We start from the raw sequence: 14,896 nt of genomic DNA, 5'->3' as shown, positions 1-14,896 counted from the left end.
TGAAAAGAGAGAGAGCAAATGACGAGAAATTTTCATCCCGTATGCTTGAGCCCGGGGCTCATGCCTGATTCTACAAAGCCAAAAAAAAGAGTGCCGATCGTTTCAGGCCGTCTTGACCTCTGAGGCCTCTCCAAGCCCGAGTTCTTCGACGGCGATATCGCGCATCTTGAACTTCTGGATCTTGCCGGTGACCGACATCGGGAAATCGTCGACGAACTTGAAGTACCGCGGGATCTTGAAGCGGGCGATCTGGCCGGTGCAGAACTCGACGATCTCCTCGGGCGTGATGCTCTGCCCTTCCTTTGGCTTCACCCAGGCCATCAGTTCCTCGCCGTATATTTTGTCAGGTACGCCGATCACATAGGCGTCGGCGATCCTGGGGTGGTGGTGGAGGAACTCCTCGATCTCTCTGGGATAGATGTTCTCGCCGCCCCGGATCACCATCTCCTTGAGGCGCCCTGACATCTTCACGTACCCCTCCTCGTCCATCACTCCGAGGTCGCTGGTATGGAGCCACCCGTTGTGGTCCAGGGTGGCGCGGGTGGCCGATGGATTGTTGTAATAACACTTCATCGCCATATATCCGCGGGCACAGATCTCGCCGACCACGCCACGGGGGACGATCCTCTTTGTATATGGATCGATGATCTTGATCTCGGTGTGTGGGAAGGCCCTGCCCACCGTCCCCACCCGGCGCTCAAGGGGATCGTCAACGGTGGTCATGGTGATGCCCGGCGAAAGTTCGGTCTGCCCGTAGACGATGACGATGTCGCGCATGTTCATGAGGGTGTTGACCTGCTTCATCACCTCGATGGGGCAGGGGGAACCGGCCATGATCCCGGTGCGCAGGGTGGAAAAATCATATTTTGCAAATTCAGGGTGCGAAAGTTCGGCGATGAACATCGTCGGCACCCCGTGGACGGCGGTACACCGCTCGTTCTGGACGGTCTTCATGACCGCCTCGGCATTGAAGTACGGGGCGGGGATGACCATCGTCGAACCGTGGGTAACCGAGGCCATGTTCGAGAGGACCATGCCGAAGCAGTGGTAGAAGGGTACCGGAATACAGAGACGGTCCTTCTCGGTGAACTTCATCCCCTCGCCGATGATGAACCCGTTGTTCATCACGCCGTGATGGGTGAGCACCACGCCTTTCGGGAACCCGGTCGTCCCGCTCGTGTACTGGATGTTGATGGCGTCGTCGAAGTTGAGGGACTCCTCGCGCTCTTCCAGTTCGTCGGGACTGATCGCCTCTCCCCGCTTGATCATCTCGTCCCAGGTGAACATCCCGTTGTACGGGATGTCGCCCATGAAGACGATGTTTTTGAGGAACGGGAACTTCTCAGTCGAGACCCTGCCGGGCCGCGCCTCGATCGCCTCGGGGCAGGCCTCGTAGACCATGCCGACATAGTCGGAGGTCTTGAACCGCCCCTGCACGATGAGGGTCGAGACCTCGGCCTGCTTGAGGGCGTATTCCAGTTCGAAGACCCGGTAGGCCGGGTTGATGTTGACCAGGATGGCCCCGATCTTCGCGGTCGCAAACTGGGTGAGGGTCCACTCGGCGTAGTTCATCGCCCAGATCGCAACCCGGTCGCCGCGCTCGACGCCGAGTGCCATAAGGCCACGTGCAAGGGAGTTTACCTGAAGAAGGAACTCCCGGTACGTCCAGCGGATGTTCTGGTGCACAGATACCAGGGCCTCGTTCTCCGGGTATTGTGCGGCTATACGGTTGAGCATGGCGCCGATGGTCTCGCCCATCAGCGACAGCCCTGAATGTCCGCATGCATAGCTGCCCGTGACCATAGGTTTTCGTAAGTACTGGTGCGAGAAGATCTTATATCATTAGTGCTCGCCGATCACAATTTTTAAGTCGGAAGAGGACGCATATAAGTGATACATTCGGGGTCGTGGCCTAGTCCGGAATGGCGACGGGCTCCAGCGGTCTTTGCGTGTGATGAACAATGGGTCTACTGATCTGATGATGACCCGTTGGAGCGCTGATGCAGATCTCGCTCCCCGCGCATGTCGGAGAGACCCGTCGATCGTGAGTTCAAATCTCACCGACCCCACGTTTTCTGATCCATTCCGATGGCTTCATCTCTTTCTGCTCTGATTTCGTATCTGATGAGCGATGACACTGCCGTCTCCGAAACCCTCGGGACTGTTCTCATGGTCTTTCTGGTCGTACTCCTGGCAGGGATCTCGTTCGCGCTCTTCTCCGGAATCTTCAGTGAGGCTCATGTTGAAAAGCCCCCGCTGACCGCCAATCTCGCAAAGGCCGTCCATGTCGGTGCGCCGCACGGCGACGGCCGGGTGATCGAGGTCACGAACGTCGCCGGCGACACCCTCTATTTCTCCAAGGATCGCGCCGGGGTGCATGAAGACCTGAAGGAAGTGAAGATCTATGTCATCCCTCCGGACGGCCAGGTGATCGAACCGGTCACGTCCGAATCGATGGAGGAGGACCGTGGGTTCAGACCCGGGGAATGCCTGTACATCTTCTATGACGGGAACGCCGGTGCCGTGAACTGGACCCGGAACCGGGGGTTCTGGTTGACCAACGACATCGAGAGGCGCAAGAGCACGACCCCGTATTTCTACGACCTGAGCCAGTACCCACAGTACTGGAACGGCAGCGCACACATATGGCAGGACAACCCGCAGGGCACGCCTGCCGGCAAGGGTACGTGGGGGTTGCGGGTGGTCGATGTGCGGTCGGGGACGGTCGTGACCGAGACGACGTTTCCGGTCTCATAGTGGCATGTCGGGAACAGAGGGCACCGATCGAAACTCTGTTGAAATCATCCGGATTGTTCTCACTGCGGGGGGCTTGCCGCCCCTCATCGCAGGATCTTTTCTGCCGTCTTGCGCCGGGGGTGCACCCCCGGACCCCCACGACGAGGATAGGCAGGGGCGGCATCAATCCCCTTCATGATCTCAAGTTCTGCCTTCCCACCCCTATCGCCGTCCCGGGGGTTCGGGAGCAGCGCCCCCGGCGAAAAGATGGGGGGGAAGGCGGGTGGGTCAGAGGTGGTATCTTTGATCACGATGTTTCTCCACCTCGATCGCCCCGAAGGGCGTTGCCTCCCAGGATGGTGTTTGATAGAGATATTCTCTCCAGAAGATGGTGAAGATCTCTGCAAGGCCGATATCAGGTGTATCCCGGGGCACGCGCGGGCCTTCCGCTCCCAGGTGCTTCTCCGGTTTTCCTGCCACCCCCGTCACTTTATGTATAAGCGTGTGCCATCTATATGCAGCATTATTGAAGGGATTTCCATGTATTTGATAGGTGAAGCTCTCGTTGGAACTGGCGCGGAACTCGCGCACATCGACCTTGTCATGGGGGACAAGAACGGCCCGGTGGGGATGGCCTTTGCAAACGGTATGTCACAGCTCTCTGCGGGCCACACCCCGCTCCTTGCGGTGGTACGCCCGAACCTGCTCACCAAACCGGCCACCCTCATCATCCCGAAGGTGACCCTGAAGACGGGCGAGCAGGTGAATGAGATCTTCGGCCCGGCCCAGGCCGCCGTCGCCAAGGCCGTCGCCGACTCGGTCGAAGAAGGAGTCTTTGAGGGGATCGACCTTGACGAGACCGTCATCCTCGCCAGCGTCTTCATCGCACCCGACGCGGAGGACTACAGCAAGATTTACCGGTACAACTATGGCGCCACCAAACTCGCCATCCGCCGTGCCATCCAGAAGTTCCCTGACACCGAGACCCTCCTCTACGAGAAAGACCGGTCCACCCACGCTGTCATGGGCTTCAAGGTCCAGCGTCTCTGGAACCCCCCGTACCTCCAGGTCGCCATGGACCTCGTGGACATGGCAAAGGTCGAGGCCGTGCTCACCGCGGTCCCGAAGAACGATCACGTCCTCTTCGAGGCCGGCACCCCGCTGATCAAGCAGTTCGGGCTGAACGTCCTCTCCGAGATCAGGAAGATCCGGCCGGACGCCTTCATCATCGCCGACCTCAAGACCCTTGACACTGGCAACCTTGAGGCCCGGATGGCCTCTGACGCCGGTGCCGACGCCGTCGTCATCTCCGGCCTCGCCCCGACCGCCACCATCGAGAAGGCGATCGAGGAGACGAAGAAGACCGGCATCTACTCGGTCATCGACATGCTCAATGTCGCCGACCCGGTGGCGCTGATCAAAGAACTGAAGGTCAAACCGGACATCGTCGAACTCCACCGCGCCATCGACACCGAGGGCGACGAATATTCCTGGGGCAACATTCCGGCGATCAAGGAAGCCGCGGGCGGCAAACTCCTCGTCGCCACCGCCGGCGGGGTCAGGCAACATGTTGTGCGGAAGGCCCTGGACTCGGGCGCCGACATCCTGGTCGTCGGCCGTGCGATCACCGCGAGCAAGGACATCGGTCATGCCGCGGACGAGTTCATCGAGCGGATGGACAACCCGGAGATCGATCAGTTCAGAATTATGACCGATTTCTAATCGGTCAATCTGAATAATCTCCAGAACTCTTTTTTTCGGCTCTGTTGTATTTCTCGATTCCTTGCCTCTGGTAGAGGAGCGATTGGTTTCTGAACCCCTGGAGATTCTGCGGTGAGGGGCGGCTCGTTCTGATCGTCACGCTGTCCCGCCCTCATGACCCCGAGGATAGAACAGGACGGGAAAGAGGCGATCTCTTCTCAGCGGGATCACGCGTGATGCCATCCCCTGTCTTATCTTCTCGCGAGACGGCAGAACAGATCCGGTGAAGGGGGACGGCACATCCGTTCAGCACGCCGTCTCGTCCTCATGACCCCGAAGATTGGAGTGGGGCGGAAGAGAGGCGATCTCTACTCGGTGGGATCACGCGTGATGCCATCCTCTGTCCTATCCTCACGCGAGACGGCAGAACAGATCCGGTGAAGGGGGACGGCATGATATGATCATCACGCGGTCCTATTTTCATGACCCCGAGGATAGAACCGGACGGAAAAGAAGCGATCATTACTCGGCAGGATCACGCGCCGTGCCGTCCCCCGTCCTATCCTCTCGCGAGATGGCAGAACTGGTCTGGTGAAAAGGGGACGGCATGGTCTGATCATGACCTCGTCCTGTTCCCATGACCTCGAAGATTGGAGCGGGACGGAAAAGAAGCGATCATTACTCGGCAGGATCACGCGCCGTGCCGTCCCCCGTCCTATCCTCTCGCGAGATGGCAGAACTGGTCTGGTGAAAAGGGGACGGCATGGTCTGATCATGACCTCGTCCTGTTCCCATGACCTCGAAGATTGGAGCGGGACGGAAAAGAGGCGATCTCTACTCGGCAGGATCACGCGCTCCGTGCCGTCCCCCGTCCTATCCTCACGCGAGATAGCAGGACAGATCCGGTGAAGGGGGACGGCCGATCTGGATCGTCACCCCCCGCCGTGCCGTCCCGCAGAGAGAGCAATCCAGATGATTTACCATGAAAATGATCCAGAAAACTGTCTCTCCAGATTTTCATGAGGATTTGATCCATCCGCGCTCCCCCATAGTTGATACACAGAGGAAATATCCACTTTCTGAATTATTGACCCTCTGTCTTCCCCGCCCTATCTTCATCCTGGGGGTCCGGGGGCAGCGCCCCCGGCATGGTGTTGTGGGAAGGCGTGATGATCAGACGTGCCACCCTCATCGGAGAATCTTTTCTGAAATCTCGCGCCGGGGGGAAACCCCCCGGACCCCCCACAATGAGGATGGGCGGGGGCGGCGATTGAACAAGGTCTCCATCGATTCTTCAATCTTTGAAAAGAGAGAGCAAGCGACGAGAAATTTTCATCCCGTATGCTTGAGGCGTGCTCCCACCTCATGCCCGATTCAACAGAACTTTTTTGAGTTCTTCTTCTGCTGTGTTCTTCCCTCTGAAAGTGATCCCTGTAATCCTCAGAAAGGCATGGACGGAGAAGAGACGGCAGATCGATCGGATGAGATGATCATACCATACGGAAACCGAAGCCCGACCCCCCCACCACATCCCGTCTCGAAGGGTTATTTTTTCCATCATCAAAAGACAATGGGAATAATCAAAGGGAGAGATATGAGCGAAAAGATCCATTACTTCGACCACGCCGCCACGACCCCGACCCATCCCGAGGTCGTCGCCGCAATGCTCCCGTACTTCACCGAACACTTCGGCAACCCCTCTTCCCTGTACGGCCTTGCCGACGAGTCGCGGGAGGCGGTGGACCGTGCCCGCGGGCAGGTCGCCGCCGCCCTCGGCGCTTCGCCCGCCGAGATCTTCTTCACCGCCGGCGGGACCGAATCGGACAACTGGGCGCTGAAGGGCGTCGCCCTGGCGAACCGGGAGAAGGGCGACCATATCATCACCACCGCCATCGAGCACCACGCCATCCTCCACACCTGCGAGTTCCTGGAGAGGCAGGGCTTCTCGGTCACCTACCTGCCGGTCGACCGGTACGGCATGGTCGACCCGGCCGCCGTCGAGGCGGCGATCACCGACCGGACCGTCCTCGTCTCGGTGATGACCGCCAACAACGAGGTCGGCACCATCCAGCCCATCGCCGCGATCGGTGCCGTCGCCCACGAGCACGGCGTCCTCTTCCACACCGACGCCGTCCAGGCCGTCGGGAACGTGCCGATCGACGTCGACGCGATGCAGATCGACCTCCTCTCCCTCTCCGGCCACAAGTTCTACGGGCCCAAGGGGACAGGAGCGCTGTACATCAGGGACGGCGTCGCCATCGAGACCCTCGTCCACGGCGGCGGGCAGGAGAAGGGCCGGCGCGCCGGGACCGAAAACCTCCCCGGGATCGTCGGCCTGGGTGCGGCCATCGAGCGGGCGTGCGGTGACATCCCCGGCCACGCGGCGCGGGTGGCGGCGCTGCGCGACCGCCTCCTCGACGGGATCCTGGAGCGTGTGCCCGAGGTCACCCTTAACGGCCACCCGACCGAGCGCCTCCCCGGCAACATCAACATCTCGTTTGCGGGGATCGACGGCGAGGCCCTCCTCACCCTCCTCGGGATGCAGGGCGTCTGCGCCTCCACCGGGAGCGCCTGCTCATCCGGCGAAGAAGCGCCTTCCCATGTCCTCACCGCCATGGGCGTTCCCCCCGCCCTCGCCCGCGCCTCGCTCCGTCTCAGCCTCGGCGACCTGACCACCGGAGCAGACATCGACTTCCTCCTCGACGCTCTCCCCGACGCCGTCGCACGCCTGCGCAGACTCTCGCGTGGCCATGCCTGAGAGCGAAGGGTTTTGTGAATCCCATACCAAGAGGTGATCAGATGCAGTTCACAGAGACCGTCATGGACCACTTCACCAACCCGCGCAATGTCGGGGTGCTGGAGGACGCAGACGCCTTCGTCGAGGTGGGGAGTTCGGAGTGCGGGGACACCACCGCCCTGTACCTCAAGATCGAGGACGACCGGATCGTGGACGTCAGGTTCAGGACCCTGGGATGCGCCGCGGCCATCGCCTCCTCCAGCATGGCGACCGAGATGATCAAGGGCAAGAGCCTGGAAGAAGCCTGGGCGCTCACCAATCGTGAGGTCGCCGCCGCCCTCGGCGGCCTCCCTGAGCCGAAGATGCACTGCTCAGTCCTGGCCGAGGACGCGATCAGGCAGGCAATCAACGCCTATCGGGAAAAACAGGGGCTTGAACCCTGGTGAATCTTTTTTTGGTCGGCATTTCGGTTCTGGAGAAAACTTCACTTTCTCTGGATCGAGTATGACCCGGCGGCCCGTCCTATCGTCTCGCGGGGGGCGACGGCACGTTCTGATCATCGTGCCTTTCCTGCCAGCATGACCCCGAAGATAGACCACAGACGGGAAAGGGCCGATTATTATTCCGGGGTGCATATGTGATGCCGTCCCCCGCCCTATCTTTTCGCGAAACGGCGGAATAGATCCGAAGATAAGGGGGACGGCAATTCAGATCATGACGCCGTCCTCTTTTCATGACCCCGAAGATAGAACCGGGACGGGAAGAGGTCGATCCATTTTCAGCGGGATCACGCGCTCCATGCCGTCCTCCGTCCTATCTTCTCGCGAGACGGCAGAAAAGATCCGAAGATGTGGGGGACGGCACGTTCTGATCATCGTACTCGCCCCGTCTTCATGTCCCCGAAGATAGAACCTGGCCCAGAAAGAGGCGATCATCATTCAACGGGATCACGCGCTCCATGCCATCCCCCACCCAATCTTTTCGCGAAACGGCAGAACAGATCCGAAGGTGGGGGGGACGGCACGTTCTGATCATCGTACCTTCCCTGTCGGCATGATCCCGAAGATAGAACCCGGGACGGGAACAGTTCGATCCATTTTCAACGGGATCACGCGCTCCATGCCGTCCCCTGTCCTATCTTCTCGCGAGACGGCAGAACAGATCTGAAGATAAGGGGACGGCGCGTTCTGATCATCGTACTCGCCCCGTCCTCATGACCCCGGAGATAGAACCGGGACGGGAACAGTTCGATCCATTTTCAATGGGATCACGCGTTCCATGCCGTCCCCCGCCCTATCTTTTCGCGAAATGGCAGAACAGATCCGAAGATGTGGGGGACGGCACGTTCTGATCATCGTACCTTCCCTGTCGGCATGACCCCGAAGATAGAACCGGGACGGGAACAGGTCGATCCATTTTCAGCGGATCACGCACTCGTGCCGTCCCCCGTCCTATCTTCTCGCGAGACGGCAGAACAGATCCGAAGATAAGGGGGACGGCACATTTTGATCCCCACACCGTCCCATCCCCATGACCCCGAAGATTGGAACAGGAAGGCGTCGTCGATGACCATGAAGAGGGGGTGGCCGGACCCCTGGCAAAATCATCGATCAAGAGAACTTCACCGCAGTTCTTTCCTCAGACCTCAAGACTCTCGCCAGGCGCAAGAAGCGCCACTTTGATGTCGGTCGTCCGCTCGATCGCCGCCTTGAATCCTGAAAGGTCCTGGGCGATCACCGGCCAGGTGTCGTAGTGCATCGGGACGACGGTCTTCGCCCCCACGAACTCAGCCGCCACCATCGCCTCCCTGGGCCCCATCGTGAACCGCCCGCCGACCGGGAGGAGGGCGACGTCGGGACGGTAGAGTTCCCGGATCAACTTCATGTCTGAGAAGAGGCCGGTGTCGCCCGCGTGGTAGACGGTGACGCCGTCCATGGTGATGACGAACCCGGCCGCCGCGCCGCCATAATACCCGCCGCCTGCCTCCTCAAGCCACGAAGAGTGGAGCGCGGGCGTCATCGTGAACGAGACGCCGTCCACTTCGACCGTCCCGCCGATATTCATCGGTTCGGTCGGGACACCCCGTGCGGCGAGATACTTTGCGATCTCGTTCATCGTCACCGTCGGCTTTTTGATCCTGACCACCTCCCCGAGATGGTCGGCATGACCGTGGGTGACGGCCACGATGTCGGGATCGGTCGGGATCTCGCCTGAAGGAACGAACGGGTCGATAAGAATAGTCCTGCTCCCTTCGAGCAGGAAGCATGCATGGCCGAGCCACTGGATCTTCATGCACGCTGATCTGTGCCCTGACGTAAAAAAGGTGGTACTGGGAGGGCCACCCGGCACGTCTTTTACGTTACGTCGATCATCTCGGCTTCGGTCGCGTCGATCGCCTCGGAAAGCCCGTCGTTGGTGACACCGCGGGTCATCTGCTCGGTGAGGTCGCGGTCCTCGATCACGTCTTTGATCCGTTCCAGGTAGGGATCGAGCGTGGCGTCCTCATCCATGGCGATCACGTGTCGGTACTCGCGCAGAGACGAAGAACTGATCCCCAGGGACTGGGAGATCTCGTTCATCGTCTTCCCCGAATCGACCAGGTCGGTGAGCTCGGTGCGCTCGAAGGGCATGTCAAAGTCAGACTCACGGAAGAGTTTGATCCTGACCCGTGCCCTGGCAACAGTCTTCGCCAGTTTTTCGTTTCCAAGCTCGCGGGCGATCTCGGTGTCATTCTTACCTTCGTTGAAGGCGATGACGAGCGTCGCCAGCTGGCGGGGGGAGAGCTTGGTCTGGAAGAAACCCTGGTCAAGGATCTCGCGCATGATGAGGGCGATCTCGCGCCCCACCGCATCACGGTCCCTGAGACTTCCATGGATCTTCTTCATCGGCTCGACGATCTCCGTCTTGCTGGTGAGGTCCTGGAAGAGTGCAAGGAGTTCCTTTTTTCTGTGTTCTGCTGGCATGGCAATACCACACTAGGTCTGAAATAGAATACGTCTGATCATATTTAAAAATTATTAATTAATCCCCGGCAGGACCGGAGTGATTCAATTGGAGATATTAGAATATTTTTGATGTATGGGGTAAAAAGGGCACCGCGTAAAAAAAGATATGCTTATTATATTGCCGTATGTTTTCAGATTTTTCCACCCCTGTGCGCAGATCATTCTGACACTAGAAGGGGTGTGATCCAGCCTCTTCGCCTGGAACGCTCTTCTGAGTGCGTCGGGCAACGCGCGATCTTTTGCGCGGTTCTGCGACAAACCTCGCATGCCCCCTCCATCCTGTCCGGTCCGTGCCGCTCCATCCCAGGCAGGGAAAGCGGGACTATATAATCCTGTGGCCAAAATATTACACCAGGATTGATCGCAGTGAGTGACATCTACGATAAAGTCATAGAACTCGCAAAGCGCCGCGGCTTTGTCTGGCCCTCGGCAGAGCTCTATGGTTCAGTTGCAGGCTTCATCGATTACGGGCCGCTCGGCGCCATGATGAAGCGGCGGATCGAAAATATCTGGAGACACTATTACGTCATCAGAGAGGGCTATTACGAGATCGAATGCCCGACCGTCGGGACCGAGTCCATATATCTCGCCTCGGGCCATGTGAAAGGGTTTGCCGACAAGATGTGCCAGTGCCCTCACTGCAACGAATATTTCAGGGCAGACCATCTTGCCGAGGCCTGCGGGATCGAGAACGGCGCCGTCCTCTCGAAGGAAGAACTGGCGGCGGCGATCATCGACGCCGCGTGCCCCTCCTGCGGCGAGACCTTCGGGCAGACCGAGGTCTTCGACTTCAACCTGATGTTCCAGACGAACATCGGCCCGGGTTCGCAGCGGAAAGGCTACCTCAGGCCCGAGACCGCCCAGGGGATCTTCACCGACTTCTCCAGACTCCTGCGTTTTTACCGGCAGAAACTCCCCTTCGGCGCCGTCCAGATCGGCAAGTCGTACCGGAACGAGATCTCCCCGCGCCAGGGCATGATCCGCCTGCGCGAGTTCACCCAGGCCGAGGCCGAGATCTTCGTCAACCCGCAGGAGAAGACCCACCCGGCCTTCGCACGCTACGCCGATTACCCGGTCGACCTCTGGGCGATCGAGCAGCAGCAGAACAACACCGCGGCGATCACCAGGACGATGCGCCAGGCAGTGGACGAGGGGATCATCGCCAACGAGTATATCGCCTACTATCTCGCCCTCACCCACGAACTCCTCACGTCCATCGGGATCGACCCGAAGCGGACGCGGTTCAGGCAGCACCTCCCGGATGAGCGGGCGCATTACGCCATCGACTGCTGGGACGCTGAGGTCTACTCCGAAAGGTTCGGCTGGGTCGAGATCGTCGGGATCGCCGACCGGACCGACTACGACCTCAGGGCGCATGCGGCCGAGAGCGGGGACTCGATGACCGTCTTCGTGCCCTTCGACGAGGCGCGCAAGGAGACGAGAAAGCGGATCGTCGCCAACATGGGCGTGCTCGGTCCCAAGTATCGCGGCAAGGCCGCAAAGATCGCCGCCGCCCTGGCCGAGGCGATGCCGGGCCCGGACGGCGCCGAGGTGGTCGTCGACGGCGAGACGATCTTCGTGCCCGGCGACCTCTACACCGTCACCGAGGAAGAGGTCGAGGTGCGGGGCGCCGAGGTGATGCCCCATGTCATCGAACCCTCGTACGGGATCGACCGGATGATCTACTCGGTCCTGGAGCATGCCTATGACGAGGAGGAGGTCGACGGCGAGGTGCGCAAGGTGCTCCGCCTCGCCCCCTGCATCGCTCCGGTGCAGGTGGCGGTCTTCCCGCTCGTGAACAAGGACGGCCTCGACACCATCGCCAGAGAGATCACCGTCGACCTCCAGGACGCCGGGGTCCTCGCCGACTACGACGACAACGGTGCGATCGGCCGCCGGTACCGCCGGCAGGACGAGGTCGGGACGCCGTTCGCGGTGACCGTCGACACCGAGACGAAGGAGGCGGGCACGGTCACCCTCCGTGACCGCGACTCCATGACGCAGGTGCGGGTCATGATCGACGACCTGGTCCCGACGATCCTCGCACTCATCAGGGGCCGCACCACCTTCGCCGACCTGAAGTCAGAATGAAGTACATCAGCCACCCTCTCATCAGGCCCGAGTGTCTGGAAGAGCGGCGATACCAACTTGCCATCGCGCTCCAGGCCCTCGACGCCTGCACGATGGTGGTCCTGCCCACCGGCCTTGGCAAGACCGCCGTCGCCCTGATCACCGCGGCGTCCAGGCTGTACCAGGAGGGGGGCCGGCTCCTGGTGCTTGCCCCGACCAAACCGCTCGTCGAGCAGCACCTCCGTTTCTTCTCAGAGCGGCTCAGGCTCCCTGACGGCGCCTGCGCACTGTTTACCGGGGATACCGCGCCCGACGAACGCACGGCGATCTGGGAACGCGCACAGGCGGTCTTTGCCACTCCGCAGGTGGTGAAGAACGACCTCATCGCCGGGCGCTACGACCTGAGTGGGGTCACGCTCCTGGTGGTGGACGAGTGCCACCGGGCGGTCGGGAACTATGCGTATGTCTTTCTGGCGCGCCGGTACCTGACGACAGCCGGGAAACCGCTTCTTCTTGCGATGACTGCCTCGCCGGGAGGAGACCACGGGAAGGTGGAGGAGGTGATGGCAAACCTCGGCGTCGTGCAGGTGGAGACGCGGACCGAGCAGGACGACGATGTTCGTCCGTACATCCACGAGCGCGAGGTGGACTATCTCTCGGTCGACCTCCCCGACGAACTTGCCGCGGCCGTCGGCGACCTCAACCGTCTCCTGGACTCGCGCCTCAACGCCCTCGGCGAGGCGGGGTTCAGGGTGCCTGCGCGCGAGAAACTCTCGATGAAGGCGCTCAACGCCCTCAACGCCCAGGTGCAGGCTAGGATCGCACAGCGCGATCCCGCAGGATTCATGGCGGCCTCGGTGTACGCCGAGGTGATGAAGGTGAGGCACGCCGTCTCCCTCGCCGAGTCGCAGGGGAGTGCGGCCCTGCGGACGTATCTGGAGAAACTGTTCTCAGAGGGGCGGTCGGGTTCGGGGACGAAGGCGAGCAAACGGCTTGCCGGAGACCCGGTCTTCCGCCGGCTCTGCACCCGCGCCGCCGGGTGGGAGACCGAACTCCACCCCAAGGTGGGGCTGACCGTCGACCTGGTCCTCGAGGAGGTGCGCGAGCACCCGGAGAGCCGGACCATCGTCTTTGCCAGTTTCAGGGACACGGTCGGCCACCTGGTCGACGCCCTTACAGCGGCCGGCGTCCATGCCGAACGCTTCGTCGGGCAGGCGACCAAAGACGCCGAGAAGGGACTTACCCAGAAGCAGCAGATCGAGGTGTTGCGGCGGTTCCGGGAGGGCGAGTTCCCGGTGATCGTTGCCACCTCAGTCGGGGAGGAGGGCCTGGACGTCCCGTCCACCGACCTGGTCATCTTTTATGAGGCGGTCCCCTCGGAGATCCGGAGCATCCAGCGGAAGGGGCGGACCGGGCGGAGCGGTTCGGGACGAATCGTGGTGCTCACCACGAAGGGCACCTCGGACGAGGTCTACAAGTACGTGAGCCTCAACCGCGAGCGGCAGATGCTCAGGGGGATCAAGAAACTCGGGAACAACGGCGGGCCGATCTCGCCCGTCTCGCCGGCATCCGGGCAGACGAGCATCGGCGCCTTTGCCGCCGCACCCGCTCCCGACCCGGAACCCGAAGGTCCGTCGATCACCGTCGACGACCGCGAGACCTCCTCGCGGGTCGCGGAAGTCCTCTCCGACCTGGGGCTTCGTCTGACGCTCACCCGCCTGGAGGTCGGCGACTACGCCGTCGGCGACCGGGTGCTGGTGGAGCGCAAGACGGTGCGGGACTTTGCCGACACCCTGGTCGAGCGCGACCTCCTGGGACAGGTGCGGGCCCTGGCCTCGGCGGCCGTCCGCCCGGTCCTCATCGTCGAGGGCGAGGAGGACCTCTATGCGGCGCGGGACATCCACCCCAACGCCATCAGGGGTGCGCTCGCCGCGATCACCCTCGACCTCGGCGTCTCGGTCCTCTTCACCAGGAGCGCCGACGAGACCGCGGAGATGCTCGCCGTCATCGCCAGGAGAGAGGGGAGCGAGCGGACCGAACGGACAGTCCAGCCGAAAAAGTCGTACCGGACCGCGCGTGAGGAGCAGGAATACGTGGTCGCGGCCTTCCCCGAGGTCGGGCTCAAACACGCGCGCGCCCTCCTCGAACATTTCGGATCGGTGCAGGCGGTCATCGACGCCGGCGTCGACGACCTGAGCCAGGTGAAAGGGATCGGGAAGAAGAGGGCCGAGGGGATCAGGGACGTTTCCAGTCGGCCTTATGAGTGACGAAGGAGTTTGAGCGCCTCGGCGCCGGCGAGCACCGCCTGCATCAGAGTAAGGCACCGGCGCTCGTCGGTTTCCCCTTCGACCCGCTCGCAGAGGGCGGCGACCGCCGCCTCGATCCCGGCCTCGGCCGTGCCGGCCCTCGCGGGGGGTGCGGTCGGCGGTGCGGCAGGGACGGCAGGCACCGGTGCGGTCGGCGTGCGCTCCTCCTGTACCGCCCTCTCTGCGCAGACGACACAGAGCGTCTCCCCCTTGTACTCGAACATCGGAGATCCGCAGGTCTTGCACTCTTTAGCAAGCATTTTACCTCCTTTCAGGAGGTATTCGGCCATGATATCCTCTGGTTTTCGCTCTGTCATCACTGTCACCGGGGGGTCTGATAA

Annotated in this window: 10 protein-coding genes and 1 tRNA gene; 7 read left to right on the top strand and 4 right to left on the bottom strand. The window is 61.4% G+C overall.

All coding sequences use genetic code 11. The features are described 5' to 3' along the window. Positions 1-102 precede the first annotated feature (102 nt). The gene (locus E2N92_RS03750) at positions 103-1,803 is read right to left on the bottom strand and encodes an AMP-binding protein (RefSeq protein WP_220682359.1); all 1,701 of its coding nucleotides are present in this window, start codon (positions 1,801-1,803) and stop codon (positions 103-105) included. A gap of 98 nt (positions 1,804-1,901) precedes the next feature. Between E2N92_RS03750 and E2N92_RS03745 the strand changes: the two genes are divergently transcribed. The 5 genes from E2N92_RS03745 to E2N92_RS03725 all read left to right on the top strand — a co-directional run bounded on the left by E2N92_RS03745 (position 1,902) and on the right by E2N92_RS03725 (position 7,620). Beyond that, positions 1,902-2,069: transfer RNA gene (locus E2N92_RS03745), tRNA-Trp, on the top strand. A 55-nt stretch (positions 2,070-2,124) separates the two neighbouring features. Further along, a complete protein-coding gene (locus E2N92_RS03740; RefSeq protein WP_220682358.1) occupies positions 2,125-2,757 on the top strand; it encodes a type IV pilin in 633 nt (210 codons plus the stop codon). 519 nt (positions 2,758-3,276) lie between these two features. Next, complete coding sequence (locus tag E2N92_RS03735; RefSeq protein ID WP_220682357.1) at positions 3,277-4,458, top strand: bifunctional 5,6,7,8-tetrahydromethanopterin hydro-lyase/3-hexulose-6-phosphate synthase; 1,182 nt, start codon at positions 3,277-3,279, stop codon at positions 4,456-4,458. A 1,573-nt stretch (positions 4,459-6,031) separates the two neighbouring features. Continuing rightward, on the top strand, positions 6,032-7,195 hold the full coding sequence (nifS, locus tag E2N92_RS03730) for a cysteine desulfurase NifS (RefSeq protein ID WP_220682356.1): 1,164 nt from the start codon (positions 6,032-6,034) through the stop codon (positions 7,193-7,195). A 41-nt stretch (positions 7,196-7,236) separates the two neighbouring features. Beyond that, positions 7,237-7,620, top strand: a complete 384-nt coding sequence (locus E2N92_RS03725; protein ID WP_220682355.1) for an iron-sulfur cluster assembly scaffold protein — start codon at positions 7,237-7,239, stop codon at positions 7,618-7,620. Positions 7,621-8,812: 1,192 nt separating this feature from the next. On the opposite strand, the gene E2N92_RS03720 is transcribed toward E2N92_RS03725, so the two are convergent. Then, positions 8,813-9,466: a metal-dependent hydrolase gene (locus E2N92_RS03720; protein WP_220682354.1), complete on the bottom strand. Its 654-nt coding sequence runs from the start codon at positions 9,464-9,466 to the stop codon at positions 8,813-8,815. A 62-nt stretch (positions 9,467-9,528) separates the two neighbouring features. Further along, positions 9,529-10,137, bottom strand: coding sequence for a response regulator receiver protein (locus E2N92_RS03715; protein WP_220682353.1), 609 nt, complete (start codon positions 10,135-10,137; stop codon positions 9,529-9,531). Between the two features lie 408 nt (positions 10,138-10,545). Between E2N92_RS03715 and glyS the strand changes: the two genes are divergently transcribed. Continuing rightward, a complete protein-coding gene (glyS, locus tag E2N92_RS03710; protein WP_220682352.1) occupies positions 10,546-12,270 on the top strand; it encodes a glycine--tRNA ligase in 1,725 nt (574 codons plus the stop codon). Then, positions 12,267-14,516: a DEAD/DEAH box helicase gene (locus E2N92_RS03705; RefSeq protein ID WP_220682351.1), complete on the top strand. Its 2,250-nt coding sequence runs from the start codon at positions 12,267-12,269 to the stop codon at positions 14,514-14,516. Before glyS ends, E2N92_RS03705 begins: the two co-directional genes overlap by 4 nt. Here E2N92_RS03705 and E2N92_RS03700 read toward each other — a convergent pair. Further along, entirely contained in the window at positions 14,507-14,872 is a 366-nt protein-coding gene (locus tag E2N92_RS03700) for an Sjogren's syndrome/scleroderma autoantigen 1 family protein (protein WP_220682931.1), read from the bottom strand. The genes E2N92_RS03705 and E2N92_RS03700 overlap by 10 nt on opposite strands. Positions 14,873-14,896 lie beyond the last annotated feature (24 nt).

Source organism: Methanofollis formosanus (assembly GCF_019633745.1).
Taxonomy (GTDB): Archaea; Halobacteriota; Methanomicrobia; order Methanomicrobiales; family Methanofollaceae; genus Methanofollis; species Methanofollis formosanus.
The sequence above is the reverse complement of the archived record's forward strand: the minus strand, read 5'-3'. Positions and strand labels throughout refer to the sequence as shown.

Bases quoted from the DNA above. Each gene is read 5' to 3' on its own strand.
- E2N92_RS03750 (WP_220682359.1), bottom strand. From the start codon at position 1,803: ATGGTCACGGGCAGCTATGCATGCGGACATTCAGGGCTGTCGCTGATG.
- E2N92_RS03740 (WP_220682358.1), top strand. From the start codon at position 2,125: ATGAGCGATGACACTGCCGTCTCCGAAACCCTCGGGACTGTTCTCATG.
- E2N92_RS03735 (WP_220682357.1), top strand. From the start codon at position 3,277: ATGTATTTGATAGGTGAAGCTCTCGTTGGAACTGGCGCGGAACTCGCG.
- nifS (WP_220682356.1), top strand. From the start codon at position 6,032: ATGAGCGAAAAGATCCATTACTTCGACCACGCCGCCACGACCCCGACC.
- E2N92_RS03725 (WP_220682355.1), top strand. From the start codon at position 7,237: ATGCAGTTCACAGAGACCGTCATGGACCACTTCACCAACCCGCGCAAT.
- E2N92_RS03720 (WP_220682354.1), bottom strand. From the start codon at position 9,466: ATGAAGATCCAGTGGCTCGGCCATGCATGCTTCCTGCTCGAAGGGAGC.
- E2N92_RS03715 (WP_220682353.1), bottom strand. From the start codon at position 10,137: ATGCCAGCAGAACACAGAAAAAAGGAACTCCTTGCACTCTTCCAGGAC.
- E2N92_RS03705 (WP_220682351.1), top strand. From the start codon at position 12,267: ATGAAGTACATCAGCCACCCTCTCATCAGGCCCGAGTGTCTGGAAGAG.
- E2N92_RS03700 (WP_220682931.1), bottom strand. From the start codon at position 14,872: ATGACAGAGCGAAAACCAGAGGATATCATGGCCGAATACCTCCTGAAA.